Source organism: Pseudomonas oryzagri, assembly GCF_020831405.1.
Classification (GTDB): Bacteria; Pseudomonadota; Gammaproteobacteria; order Pseudomonadales; family Pseudomonadaceae; genus Geopseudomonas; species Geopseudomonas oryzagri.
Genome location: NZ_JAJHPU010000031.1, coordinates 230,960 through 242,969, shown reverse-complemented (window position 1 = coordinate 242,969; position 12,010 = coordinate 230,960). Strand labels below are relative to the sequence as shown.

11 protein-coding genes are annotated in these 12,010 nt (G+C 68.4%); 3 read left to right on the top strand and 8 right to left on the bottom strand.

Annotated features, from left to right (window positions below; translation table 11 throughout):
* Positions 1–38: 38 nt before the first annotated feature.
* The gene (locus LMJ29_RS11775; RefSeq protein ID WP_319942219.1) at positions 39–350 is read left to right on the top strand and encodes a gamma-glutamylcyclotransferase family protein; all 312 of its coding nucleotides are present in this window, start codon (positions 39–41) and stop codon (positions 348–350) included.
* A 245-nt stretch (positions 351–595) separates the two neighbouring features.
* Here the strand turns inward: LMJ29_RS11775 and LMJ29_RS11770 are convergent, their stop codons facing one another.
* Positions 596–976, bottom strand: coding sequence for an NADH:ubiquinone oxidoreductase (locus LMJ29_RS11770; RefSeq protein ID WP_229605705.1), 381 nt, complete (start codon positions 974–976; stop codon positions 596–598).
* Between the two features lie 181 nt (positions 977–1,157).
* Between LMJ29_RS11770 and LMJ29_RS11765 the strand changes: the two genes are divergently transcribed.
* Entirely contained in the window at positions 1,158–2,126 is a 969-nt protein-coding gene (locus tag LMJ29_RS11765; protein WP_229605704.1) for a CobW family GTP-binding protein, read from the top strand.
* 144 nt (positions 2,127–2,270) lie between these two features.
* Here the strand turns inward: LMJ29_RS11765 and LMJ29_RS11760 are convergent, their stop codons facing one another.
* From LMJ29_RS11760 to LMJ29_RS11750, 3 genes are read right to left on the bottom strand one after another with little or no spacing between them, the layout of a single operon-like run.
* A complete protein-coding gene (locus tag LMJ29_RS11760; RefSeq protein ID WP_229605703.1) occupies positions 2,271–2,555 on the bottom strand; it encodes a YheV family putative zinc ribbon protein in 285 nt (94 codons plus the stop codon).
* Complete coding sequence (prlC, locus tag LMJ29_RS11755; protein ID WP_229605702.1) at positions 2,552–4,639, bottom strand: oligopeptidase A; 2,088 nt, start codon at positions 4,637–4,639, stop codon at positions 2,552–2,554. The genes LMJ29_RS11760 and prlC overlap by 4 nt, the downstream gene beginning before the upstream one ends.
* A gap of 48 nt (positions 4,640–4,687) precedes the next feature.
* Positions 4,688–5,746 carry a PA0069 family radical SAM protein gene (locus LMJ29_RS11750; protein ID WP_229605701.1) on the bottom strand — a complete coding sequence of 353 codons (1,059 nt, stop codon included), beginning with the start codon at positions 5,744–5,746 and terminating at the stop codon, positions 4,688–4,690.
* A gap of 148 nt (positions 5,747–5,894) precedes the next feature.
* On the opposite strand from LMJ29_RS11750, the gene LMJ29_RS11745 reads away from it, so the two are divergent.
* Positions 5,895–6,440: a gamma carbonic anhydrase family protein gene (locus LMJ29_RS11745; RefSeq protein WP_229605700.1), complete on the top strand. Its 546-nt coding sequence runs from the start codon at positions 5,895–5,897 to the stop codon at positions 6,438–6,440.
* A gap of 312 nt (positions 6,441–6,752) precedes the next feature.
* On the opposite strand, the gene acuI is transcribed toward LMJ29_RS11745, so the two are convergent.
* From acuI to LMJ29_RS11725, 4 genes are all read right to left on the bottom strand, one after another.
* Entirely contained in the window at positions 6,753–7,736 is a 984-nt protein-coding gene (gene acuI, locus LMJ29_RS11740) for an acrylyl-CoA reductase (NADPH) (RefSeq protein WP_229605699.1), read from the bottom strand.
* Positions 7,737–7,790: 54 nt separating this feature from the next.
* Positions 7,791–8,423, bottom strand: a complete 633-nt coding sequence (gene acuR, locus LMJ29_RS11735; RefSeq protein ID WP_229605698.1) for an acrylate utilization transcriptional regulator AcuR — start codon at positions 8,421–8,423, stop codon at positions 7,791–7,793.
* Between the two features lie 99 nt (positions 8,424–8,522).
* Complete coding sequence (gene oadA / locus LMJ29_RS11730) at positions 8,523–10,331, bottom strand: sodium-extruding oxaloacetate decarboxylase subunit alpha (protein WP_229605697.1); 1,809 nt, start codon at positions 10,329–10,331, stop codon at positions 8,523–8,525.
* Between the two features lie 10 nt (positions 10,332–10,341).
* Entirely contained in the window at positions 10,342–11,757 is a 1,416-nt protein-coding gene (locus LMJ29_RS11725) for an acetyl-CoA carboxylase biotin carboxylase subunit (protein WP_229605696.1), read from the bottom strand.
* Positions 11,758–12,010 lie beyond the last annotated feature (253 nt).

Below are 12,010 nucleotides of genomic sequence, written 5' to 3'. Positions count from 1 at the left end.
AGCCGTTTATGGAACCCTGAAGTTTGGCCTCGCTAATCATGGCCTGCTTCGGAATGCCCGCTATCTGGACGAGGCGCTGCTCTAACATCACCCTTTACCATCTCGGCTGGTTCCCGGGGGCCAAGTTGGAGTCATCAGGTGGCATGCTGGCCGAAGTTTATGGTGTGGATGAGAGCACCCTGGCGATACTCGATCACCTGGAAGGCTTTCGGTCGCGAAATCCGGAGCACAGCCTGTTCCTGTGCCAACCGGTGGAAACTCCATTGGGTGAGGCTTGGGTGTATGTCTACCATCACCCGGTTGACGCGTTCGAGTCGATACGCAGCGGCTCTTGGTGGCCGGATCATTGATCGTCTGGATCTCGAGCCGGAGTATCGTGGAGCAGCAGTGTGTTCATGGTCCGCCAATGCCCTCGATTTCCCCCGCTCTCTCCCCGCTCAGCTCAAGCATTTAAACAGCGCCATTGAGCCAGTCGATCGTGTAGTCGCTCAGATTGCCTACCGCTGGCAATTGGTATCCCGGTACTTGATTCAGGGCCGTCGGGCAGGTGCGTGGAGCGTGTCCGGCGCGGGCCTGAGGGGCGCCGTCCGCTCCGTCAGGGCTTGGCGGGTGCGGCGGTCTTCAGCGGCTTCTGCCACTTGCCCTTGCTCTGCTGCTCGCAGAACGGCTGCAGGTAGCGGGCGTCGCTGGCCACGCCGTAGTAGTGGATGTTCTGCCGGTAGGCGGCGTTGCCGGCCTGGGCGCCTTGGCACACGCCGAAGGCGCCGCCCGGGCACTGCTCGACGAACTCCACCTTGACCTCCTGGTCCTTGAGCTTGGGCTGGCAGAAGCCACTGCGGAACAGCTCCTTGGGCAGGCTGACGTTCTCCTGGCAGACCTGCACGGCCACGCCCTGGCCCTGGCTGTGCACCACGCAGGCCTCGGCGAGGGCCGGCAGCGGCAGGGCGGCGAGCAGGAAGGACAGGATCTGGCGCATGGTCGGGCTCCGGGTGGACAGGTTGCAGCTCCGCGCGGAGCCGGCGCGCAGTTTACCCGCCGGCGGCGACGCTGGCGCGGGCGGCCATCGCGCTTTGCCGGTAAGCTGGCGGGAATGACGCTCGCAGGTAGTTGTCCACAGACCCGCACAGCTTACCCCCAGGCTTATCCACAGGAAGGCCATGCTCCAGCAGATTCCCACCCACCTGATCGCCGGCCCGTTGGGCGCCGGCAAGACCACGCTGATCCGCGAGCTGCTGGCGCAGAAGCCGGCGGACGAGCGCTGGGCGGTGCTGATCAACGAGTTCGGCGAGATCGGCCTGGACGCCGCTCTGCTCACCACCGGCGCGGACGGCATCGCCCTCGGCGAGGTGGCCGGCGGCTGCCTGTGCTGCGTCAACGGCGCGCCCTTCCAGGTCGGCCTCGGTCGCCTGCTGCGCCGCGCGCGGCCGCAGCGTCTGTTGATCGAACCGTCCGGTCTCGGCCACCCGGCCGAGCTGCTGCGCCAGCTGGGCGAAGCGCCGTGGCGCGGGGTGCTCGCCGTGCAGCCCGCCGTGCTGGTGCTGGACGCCGCCGCGCTGGCCGCCGATCAGCCGCTGGCGGACGCGCAGCAGGCCGCGCTGGAAGGGGCCGGACTGCTGGTGCTGAACAAGAGCGAGAGCCTCGACGCCGAGGCCCGCGCCCGCCTCGCCGCCCGCCTGCCGGCGCGGCCGCTGGTCTGGACCGAACAGGGGCGCCTGGCCATCGGCGCGTTGCCGGGCGTCGACGCGCGGGCACAGGCGGGCGACGGGCAGGAAAGGTTACCCACAGGTGCTGGCCCACTGCCGGCAGTGTGGAGCGACCCGACGCAGCCGCTCTGCCAGCTCCACGAGGAGGCCGGCGGCTGGAGCATCGGCTGGCGCTGGCATCCCAGCCAGCGCTTCGACCGCGCCAGGGTCGCCGCCTGGCTGGCCGGCCTGCCCTGGCGGCGCGCCAAGCTGGTGCTGCACGGCGCCGACGACGGTTGGCACAGCGCCAACGCGCTGGACGGCGCACCGCTGGAGTGGCGGGCCAGCGAGTGGCGCAAGGATTCGCGGCTGGAGCTGATCTTCGTGACCCCGCAGGACGCCGCGGCGCTGCAGGAAGGATTGGCAGCCTGCCACGCGCGTTGACGGGGCCGTAGGGTGGACAACGGCGCAGCCTTGTCCACCTGGCCGGGCGGCCGTAGAAAACCGCTGCGCGGGTTTTCTACGCTACCGCTGCAACAAAAAAGGCGCCCTGCTCACGCAGGACGCCTCGTTCGGGACCACTCAGCCTTACTCCGGCTTCTTTAGCTTCGGATTGGGGAAGAACTGCACGGTCTGCACTTTGGGGTCGGCGGCCTTGGGTTTCAGCGCGCTGACGTTGACCCGCGTCGGCAGCTCCTTGGGTATCGAGTTGCCGTTGGCGTCGAGGGTGTCGGCGAAGCCGCAGACCACGCAGTGGCGGTGCGGGGTGCCGTCCTCGTCCCACATCTGCACGGTGTCCATGGCCTCGCAGGCCGGGCACACGGCTCCGGCGATGAAACGCTTCACCGGCGCGCCCAGGTTGTACTCGCTCATGCCGCCTCCTCGCTCAGGCCGCTGTGACGCAACAGGGCGTCGATGGAAGGTTCGCGGCCGCGGAAGTCGACGAACAGCTGCATCGCCTCCTGGGAGCCGCCGCGGGCGAGGATCGCCTCGCGGAAGGCGCGGCCGGTGGCCGGGTTGAGCACGCCCTCCTCCTCGAACTTCGAGAAGGCGTCGGCGGACAGCACCTCGGCCCACTTGTAGCTGTAGTAGCCGGCCGCGTAGCCGCCGGCGAAGATGTGCGCGAAGCTGTTGGCGAAGCGGTTCCAGCGCGGCGGTTGCATCACCGAGACCTCGTCGCGGATCGCCTGCAGCACCTCGAGCACGCTGCGGCCGTCGCCGTGGCTGGCGTGCAGCTCGAAGTCGAACAGCGAGAACTCCAGCTGGCGCAGCATCATCAGACCGGACTGGAAGTTCTTCGCCGCCAGCATCTTGTCGAGGACGTCCTGCGGCAGCGCCTCGCCGCTCTCGAAGTGGCCGGAGATCAGCGCCAGGCCTTCCGGTTCCCAGCACCAGTTCTCCATGAACTGGCTGGGCAGCTCCACCGCGTCCCAGGCCACGCCGTTGATGCCGGACACCCCGGCGTAGTCGATGCGGGTCAGCAGGTGGTGCAGGCCGTGGCCGAACTCGTGGAACAGCGTGGTGACCTCGTCGTGGGTCAACAACGCCGGCTGGCCGCTCACCGCAGGGGTGAAGTTGCACACCAGGTTGGCGACCGGGCTGACGCGCTCGCCGGCGGCATTGCGCCAGTGGTCGCGGGCGCCGTCCATCCAGGCGCCGCCGCGCTTGTTGGCGCGCGCGTAGAGGTCGAAGAAGAAGCGCCCGACCTGCTCCCCGTTCTCGCGGATCTCGAACAGGCGCACGTCCGGGTGCCAGCTATCGAAGCCGGACAGCTCCTCGATCTGGATGCCGTACAGGCGCTCGACGATGGCGAACAGCCCGGAGAGCACCTTGTCGATCGGGAAGTAGGCGCGCAGCTGCTCCTGGGAAATGCTGTAGCGGCTCTGGCGCAGCTTCTCGGCGAAGTAGCCGACGTCCCAGCTGGCCAGATCGGTGACGCCCTGCGTGGCGGCGAAGGTGCGCAGCTCGGCCAGGTCCTGCACGGCGAACGGCTTGCTGCGCACCGCCAGATCCCTGAGGAAGCCGAGCACCTGCGTAGTGGATTCGGCCATCTTGGTGGCCAGGCTCAACTCGGCGTAGTGGGCGAAGCCGAGCAGTTGAGCCAGCTCCTGGCGCAGGTCGAGGATCTCGGCCATCAGCGGGCCGTTGTCGTGCTGGCCGGCGTTGGGGCCCTGGTCGGAGGCGCGGGTGCTGTAGGCGGTGTACACCTCCTCGCGCAGCGCGCGGTCGTCGGCGTAGGTCATCACCGCGTAGTAGCTGGGGAACTCCAGGCTCACCAGCCAGCCGTTCTGGCCCTTGGCCTGCGCGGCCTGCTGCATCTGCGCCTTGGCCGACTCCGGCACGCCGGCCAGTTGCGCCTCGTCGGCGATCGCCTTGGTCCACGCCTGGGTGGCGTCGAGCAGCTGGTTGGAGAACTTGCTGGACAGCTCGGCCAGGCGCATCTGGATGGCGCCGTAGCGTTGCTGCTGCTCGGCCGGCAGATCGATGCCGGAGAGGTGGAAGTCGCGCAGGGTGTGCTTGACGATGGTCTGCTGGGCGACCTCGAAGCCGGCCGCCGCGGGGCTTTCGGCCAGGGCGTGCCAGGCGTCGTAGAGCGCGCGGTTCTGTCCCAGCTCGGTGTAGTAGGCGGACAGCTTGGGCAGGCAGGCCTCGTAGGCGGTGCGCAGCTCGGCGCTGTTGCACACCGCGTTGAGATGGCTGACCGGGCTCCAGGTGCGCGCCAGGCGCTCGTTCAGCGCGTCCAGCGCCAGCACCAGGCCGTTCCAGTCGGGATTGGCGCCCTGGCTGGCGAGGATGCGTTCGATGGCGGCGCGGTTGTCGGCCAGCACTTGGTCGACGGCCGGCTCGACGTGTTCCGGGCGGATCGCCGGATAGGGCGGCAGATCGAAGGCTTGCAGCAGCGGGTTGGTGGCGGTCACGGCAGAGTCCCTGGATTCGACGGAGTCACATGCAGCCATGGTAATGAGAAATGGCCGTGGGTGCAGCCGGCAGGCGGTCTTGGTCGTCTAGAACAGCGCGAGCTGCCGCCCCGGCGGGGCGAAGCGCGCGCAATCGAGGGCGGGCAGTTCGCTGCCGCGCTTGAAGCCCAGCCGCCGGTGGGCGACGGCGAAGCGCTGGGCGAGCAGCTCGGCGAACGGCCCCTCGCCGCGCAGGCGCTGGCCGAAGCCGGCGTCGTACAGCTTGCCGCCGCGGCACTGGCGAATCAGGCTGAGTACATGGGCGGCACGCTGCGGCAGGTGGGTTTGCAGCCACTCCTCGAACAGCGGGGCGACCTCGTGGGGCAGGCGCACCAAGGTGTAGGCGGCGCTGTCGGCGCCGGCCGCGCGGGCGGCGGCGAGCAGGCCCTCCAGTTCGGTGTCGTTGACCTGCGGGATGATCGGCGCGCACAGCACGCCGACCGGCACGCCGCTCTCGTGCAGGCGGCGGATCACCCGCAGGCGCGCGGCCGGAGCGGCGGCGCGCGGCTCGAGGATGCGCTTGAGCCCGTCGTCGAGGTTGGTCAGGCTGACGAACACCCGCACCAGATTCTGCGCGGCGAGCGCCTGCAGCAGGTCGAGGTCGCGCAGGATCAGCGCGCCCTTGGTGACGATGGTGACGGGATGGCGATAGCGCAGCAGCACCTTGAGGCAGCCGCGGGTCAGCCGGTACTGGCGCTCGATCGGCTGGTAGGGATCGGTGTTGGCGCCGAGGTTGATCGGCGCGCAGCGGTAGCTGGGATGGCTCAACTGCGCCTCGAGCAGCTCCACCGCGTTGGTTCGCGCGATCAATTTGGTCTCGAAGTCGAGGCCCGGCGACAGGTCCCAGTAGGCGTGGGTCGGCCGCGCGTAGCAGTAGATGCAGCCGTGCTCGCAGCCGCGGTAGGGGTTCAGCGAACGGTCGAAGGGGATGTCCGGCGAAGTGTTGCGGCTGATGATGGTCGTCGAACGCTCCTCCTGGATCTCGGTGGCGATCGAGACCGGCACTTCCTCCTGCCACTGCGCGTCGCTCTCGCTGCGGGTCGGTGCGAAGCGGTTGGCCGGGTTGCTGGCGCTGCCGCGGCCGCGCAGCGGGGCGGTGATCGGCATGGCGGGCTCCTCGATAACTGTATTTGCATACAGTATAACGAGCCTGAAATGGCGCAAGCGGCGGCCGACGCACGGCGGCCTGGAGGTCGCCGGCGCGTGCGGATCGTGCTAATTAGCACGCTTGCTCAAGCCAATCAGAGAGTCCGCCATGACCATCCGTACCTTCCAGGGGCATACCCCGCAGCTCGGCGCGCGCGCCTTCGTCGACCCCAGCGCCGTGGTGCTCGGCGACGTGAGCCTCGGCGACGACTGCTCGGTGTGGCCGCTGGCGGTGATCCGCGGCGACATGCACCGCATCCGCATCGGCGCGCGCACCAGCATCCAGGACGGCAGCGTGCTGCACATCACCCACGCCGGGCCGTTCAACCCGGACGGCTACCCGCTGGAGATCGGCGACGACGTCACCGTCGGCCACAAGGTGACCCTGCATGGCTGCAAGATCGGCAGCCGCGTGCTGGTCGGCATGGGCGCCATCGTCATGGACGGCGCGCTGGTCGAGGACGAGGTGGTGATCGGCGCCGGCAGCCTGGTGCCGCCGGGCAAGCGCCTGGAAAGCGGCTACCTGTACGTCGGCAGCCCGGTCAAGCAGGCGCGCCCGCTCAGCGACAAGGAGCGCGCGTTCTTCACCTACAGCGCGGCCAACTACGTGAAGTTGAAGGACCAGCATCTGGCCGAGGGCTACGCGGCGCAGTGATGGTTGGGAGGACGGGAAATGACCGCAGGTCTTTCCCACCAGCGGTGCGGAGGGTTCGGTAGAAAATTGCTGACGCGAGCTTTCTACCCTGCGCATTGGCGACTCTCACGCGGGAGCCCCGTAGGGTGGAAAACGACCGCAGGTCTTTTCCACCATGGCGGCGCAAGAGCCGGTGGAAAATCGCTGGCGCGAGTTTTCCACCCTACCCACTGGGCGAGGGCTACGCAGGCTGACGCTCCCGTGGCTGGACGCGGAGCGTCCAGGGCTCCGGCGCCCATGCGGCAGCGTGGGCGCCATCAGGTGGATGAGGCTTCAACGATTGACGTCCACCACCACCCGGCCGCGCACCCGGCCGGCGAGCAGTTCGCCGGCCACCGCGATGACCTCTTCGAGACCGATGGTGCGGGTGATCGGCGCCAGCAGTTTCTTGTCCAGATCGCGGGCCAGGCGGCTCCAGGCCTCCAGGCGGTCGGCGCGCGGGCGCATCACGCTGTCGATGCCGGCCAGGGTCACCCCGCGCAGGATGAACGGCGCCACCGTGGCCGGGAACTCCATGCCCTGGGCCAGGCCGCAGGCGGCCACGCAGCCGCCGTAGCGGGTGGACGCGCAGACGTTGGCCAGGGTGTGGCTGCCCACCGAGTCGACGGCTCCGGCCCAGCGCTCGCGGCCCAGCGGACGGCCGGGCTCGGCGAGCGTGGCGCGGAGGATGATCTCGGCGGCGCCCAGCTGCTTGAGGTAGTCGGCCTCCTCGACCCGGCCGGTGGAGGCCACCACCCGGTAGCCGAGCTGCGCCAGCAGGGCGACGGCGAAGCTGCCTACCCCGCCGCTGGCGCCGGTGACCAGCACCTCGCCCTTCTCGGGGCTGACGCCATGGCGCTCCAGGGCCAGCACCGAGAGCATCGCGGTGTAGCCGGCGGTGCCCACCGCCATCGCCTCGGCGGCGGAAAAGCCCTGCGGCAGCGGGATCAGCCAGTCGCCCTTGAGGCGCGCGACCTGCGCCAGGCCGCCCCAGTGGGTCTCGCCGACGCCCCAGCCGTTGAGCAGCACGGCGTCGCCGGCCTTGAAGTCCGGGTGGCTGCTCTCCTCCACCACGCCGGCCAGGTCGACGCCCGGCACCATGGGGAACTGGCGCACCACCGGGCCCTTGCCGGTGATCGCCAGGGCGTCCTTGTAGTTGAGCGTGCTGTGGCTGACGCGTACCCGCACGTCGCCCTCCGGCAGGCGGGCCTCGTCGAGTTCCTGCAGGCTGGCGCGGTAGCCGGAGTCGTCCTTGTCGATCAGGATGGCGCGGAACATGGATCACACCTCTCTGGTTTTAGACCGATCGTCTAGAAATGGGCGATAAAAAACTCAGCGCGGCAGCAGGGCGAGAAAGCCACGGATGAAGGTCGCAAGCGGCGCGTCGTTCTGCACCAGGCGGGCGCGCAGCACGGCGCCCTCCCAGCCGATCCAGAAGAACGCCGCCAGTTCGTCGCAATCCACCGTCGCCGCCAGGCTGCCGTCTTGCTGGGCGGCGCGCAGGCAGGCGGCCAGGCGCGCCTGCCAGTCGCGCAGCACCGCTTCCAGTTGCTCGCGGAAACCTTCCGGCAGCTGGGTCACCTCCTGGCCGAGGTTGCCGACCAGGCAGCCGCGCCGGTAGCCATGGCGCGCCATGCCGGCGCGCGCGTCGGCGACGAAGTCGGTGAGCCGCGCCAGCGGCGGGCGCGACCCGTCGAGCAGCCAGCGGTCCAGCTTGGCGGCGAAGTAGCCGGCGTAGCGCTCCAGCACGGCACGGCCGAAGGCCTCCTTGCTGGGAAAGTAGTGATAGAAGGAGCCCTTGGGCACGCCGACCTCCCTGAGCACGGTGTCGATGCCGGTGCTGAGGAAGCCCTGTTCGGTGAGCAGGCGCATGCCGCAGTGGACCAGCGCGTCGCGGGTCTCGCGGTTGTCGCGGTCGAGCTTGGGCGGGCGGCCGCGGCGCGGCGGGGAGGCGGGAAGGTTCATGAGACGAATATTAGACCGGTCGTCTCTAAAGTCAATCGCGCCCGAAGGCGCGATCGCGGGGAATAAAAAAGGGGAGCCTTGCGGCTCCCCATTCAGGACTTAACTTTCAATCTCGATGAGCACTTCACCGGGATTGACCCTGTCGCCCTTAACCACATGGATGGCGACCACCTTGCCGGCGATCGGCGCCTGCACTTCGGTCTCCATCTTCATCGCTTCGGTGATCAGCACCGCCTGACCGGCCTTGACCACGTCGCCTTCCTTCACCAGTACGTCGACGATGTTGCCCGGCATGGTGGTGCTGACGTCGCCCGGCCCGCGGGCCTGCTTGCGGCCGCCCGAGCCGCCGCCGACGAAGGCGTTGAGCGGCTCGAACACCACCTCTTCGGGCATGCCGTCGATGGCCACGTAGAAGTGGCGTTTGCCGTCGGTCTTGACGCTGACGCCGGTGATGTCGATGCGGTAGCTCTCGCCGTGCACGTCGACCACGAACTCGGTGGGCACGCCTTCCTGGGCGGCGGCCGGGCGGCCGGCGGCGTCCGGTTGCGGCAGCAGCACTTCCGGCTTGAGGGCGCCGGCGGCGCGCTCCTCGAGGAACTTGCGGCCGATGTCCGGGAACATCGCGTAGGTCAGCACGTCCTCTTCGGACTTGGCCAGGCTGCCGATTTCCTCGCGCAGGCGGGCCATTTCCGGCTTGAGCAGGTCGGCCGGACGCACGTCGATGACCTCTTCGCTGCCGATGGCCTGGAAGCGCAGCTTCTCGTTGACCTGGCCCGGCGCGCGGCCGTAGCGGCCCTGCAGGTACAGCTTCACCTCGTTGGTGATGGTCTTGTAGCGCTCGCCGGCCAGCACGTTGAACACCGCCTGGGTGCCGACGATCTGCGAGGTCGGGGTGACCAGGGGCGGGAAGCCGAGGTCCTCGCGCACCCGCGGGATCTCCTCGAACACCTCGTTGATGCGGTGCAGGGCGCCCTGCTCCTTCAGCTGGTTGGCCAGGTTGGACATCATGCCGCCCGGCACCTGGTTGACCTGCACGCGGGTGTCGACGCCGGTGAATTCGCTCTCGAACTGGTGGTACTTCTTGCGGATGTTGTAGAAGTACAGGCCGATCTCCTGCAGCAGCTCGAGGTCCAGGCCGGTGTCGAACGGGGTGCCGCGCAGCGCGGCGACCATCGACTCGGTGCCCGGATGGCTGGTGCCCCAGGCGAAGCTGGAGATGGCGGTGTCGATGTGGTCGGCGCCGGCCTCGATGGCCTTGAGCTGGCACATGGCGCCCATGCCGGCGGTATCGTGCGAGTGCACGAAGATCGGCAGGTCGACCGCGCCCTTGAGCGCCTGGACCAGCTCGGCGGTCGAGTAGGGGGTCAGCAGGCCGGCCATGTCCTTGATGGCGATCGAGTCGACGCCCTTCTCCTGCATGCGCTGGGCCAGCTCCACGAACGCGGCGGTGGTGTGCACCGGGCTGGTGGTGTAGCTGATGGTGCCCTGGGCGTGCTTGCCGGCGGCCTTGACCGCCTCGATGGCCACGCGCAGGTTACGCACGTCGTTCATCGCATCGAAGATGCGGAACACGTCGATGCCGTTGACCGCGGCCTTGGCGACGAAGGCCTTGACCACGTCGTCGCTGTAGTGGCGGTAGCCGAGCAGGTTCTGGCCGCGCAGCAGCATCTGCAGGCGGGTGTTGGGCAGCGCGGCCTTGAGCTGGCGCAGGCGCTCCCACGGGTCTTCCTTGAGGAAGCGCACGCAGGAGTCGAAGGTGGCGCCGCCCCAGACTTCCAGCGACCAGTAGCCGACCTGGTCGAGTTTGGCGCAGATCGGCAGCATGTCCTCGAGGCGCATGCGGGTGGCGATCAGCGACTGGTGGGCATCGCGCAGGATGGTATCGGTGACGGTGATCTTCTTGTTCATGCTCAATTCCTCACAGGCCGGCGTGGGCGGCGATGGCGGCGGCGATGGCCAGGGCCAGCTCTTCGGGCTTGCGCTTGACCGAGTAGTTGATCAGTTCCGGGTGGGCTTCGACGAAGCTGGTGTTGAACACGCCGCTGCGGAACTCCGGATTGCGGAGGATTTCCTGGTAGTAGAGCGCGGTGGTCTTCACCCCCAGCACGCGCATGTCGTCCAGCGCGCGCAGGCCGCGGTCCAGCGCCTCTTCCCAGGTCAGTGCCCAGACGATCAGCTTCAGGCACATCGAGTCGTAGTACGGCGGAATGGTGTAGCCGGTGTAGATCGCCGTGTCGGTGCGCACGCCGGGGCCGCCGGGCGCGTAGTAGCGGGTGATCTTGCCGAAGCTGGGCAGGAAGTTGTTCTTCGGGTCCTCGGCGTTGATGCGGAACTGGATCGCATAGCCGCGGTGGATGATGTCTTCCTGCTTGACCGACAGCGGCAGGCCCGAGGCGATGCGGATCTGCTCGCGGACGATGTCGATCCCGGTGATTTCCTCGGTGATGGTGTGCTCCACCTGCACGCGGGTGTTCATCTCCATGAAGTACACCTCGCCCTCGGCGAGCAGGAACTCCACGGTGCCGGCGTTCTCGTAGCCGACCGCCTTGGCCGCCTTGACCGCCTGCTCGCCGATGTAGGCGCGCTGCTCGGGGGTCAGCTGCGGGCTGGGGGCGATCTCGATCAGCTTCTGGTTGCGGCGCTGGATCGAGCAGTCGCGCTCGAACAGGTGCACGGTGTTGCCGAAGCTGTCGGCGAGGATCTGCGCCTCGATGTGCTTGGGATTGACGATGCACTTCTCGAGGAACACCTCGGCGCTGCCGAAGGCCTTGGTGGCCTCGGAGATGACGCGCGGGAAGTTCTGTTCCAGCTCCTCGGCGCTGTTGCAGCGGCGGATACCGCGGCCGCCGCCGCCGGAGGTGGCCTTGAGCATCACCGGGTAGCCGATGCGCTCGCCTTCACGCAGCGCTTCCTCGAGGTCGGCGACGTTGCCTTCGGTGCCGGGGGTGACCGGCACGCCGGCGGCGATCATCGAGCGGCGCGCCTCGGTCTTGTCGCCCATGCGGCGGATCACCTCGGCCGACGGGCCGATGAACTTGATCCCGCGCTCGGCGCAGATGTCCGCCAGTTCGGCGTTCTCGGACAGGAAGCCGTAGCCCGGGTGCAGGGCGTCGCAGCCGGTTTCCACCGCCAGGTTGACCAGCTTGCGCGGGTTCAGGTAGCCGGCCAGCGGCTCGGGACCGATGTTGTGCGCTTCGTCGGCACGCTTGACGTGCAACGCATGGCGGTCGGCGTCGGAGTAGATGGCCACCGAGCGGATGCCCATCTCGGCGCAAGCCCGCACGATACGCACGGCGATCTCGCCACGGTTGGCGATGAGGATTTTTCTTATCACGGAGGTCTCCCTCGGCTGGACTGGCTGACCCGGCCGGTCAGGCGGCAGGTGCAAACACCCTAGCGCCGAGGGGTGAATTAAGAAAAATGAATATTTGTTAAGTTGAGCATAAACTACAACTTATACTTGGGCGGAAGCCCCGGATTTACTGGGCTCCGGCCGGTCGGTCAGCGGTGGCGGGGCGTGCGTCGCTACATGTTGCCGCCCGACGGGTGGGTGTTGCGTCCGCGTGGCGCCCCGCTCGGCGCCCCGT

What these genes read in the sequence shown, in the direction of transcription:
- oadA (WP_229605697.1), bottom strand. Translation starts at nt 10,331, where the DNA reads ATGAACAAGAAGATCACCGTCACCGATACCATCCTGCGCGATGCCCAC.
- LMJ29_RS11775 (WP_319942219.1), top strand. Translation starts at nt 39, where the DNA reads ATGGCCTGCTTCGGAATGCCCGCTATCTGGACGAGGCGCTGCTCTAAC.
- LMJ29_RS11760 (WP_229605703.1), bottom strand. Translation starts at nt 2,555, where the DNA reads ATGAGCGAGTACAACCTGGGCGCGCCGGTGAAGCGTTTCATCGCCGGA.
- LMJ29_RS11750 (WP_229605701.1), bottom strand. Translation starts at nt 5,746, where the DNA reads ATGCCGATCACCGCCCCGCTGCGCGGCCGCGGCAGCGCCAGCAACCCG.
- LMJ29_RS11745 (WP_229605700.1), top strand. Translation starts at nt 5,895, where the DNA reads ATGACCATCCGTACCTTCCAGGGGCATACCCCGCAGCTCGGCGCGCGC.
- acuI (WP_229605699.1), bottom strand. Translation starts at nt 7,736, where the DNA reads ATGTTCCGCGCCATCCTGATCGACAAGGACGACTCCGGCTACCGCGCC.
- LMJ29_RS11770 (WP_229605705.1), bottom strand. Translation starts at nt 976, where the DNA reads ATGCGCCAGATCCTGTCCTTCCTGCTCGCCGCCCTGCCGCTGCCGGCC.
- LMJ29_RS11765 (WP_229605704.1), top strand. Translation starts at nt 1,158, where the DNA reads ATGCTCCAGCAGATTCCCACCCACCTGATCGCCGGCCCGTTGGGCGCC.
- prlC (WP_229605702.1), bottom strand. Translation starts at nt 4,639, where the DNA reads ATGGCTGCATGTGACTCCGTCGAATCCAGGGACTCTGCCGTGACCGCC.
- acuR (WP_229605698.1), bottom strand. Translation starts at nt 8,423, where the DNA reads ATGAACCTTCCCGCCTCCCCGCCGCGCCGCGGCCGCCCGCCCAAGCTC.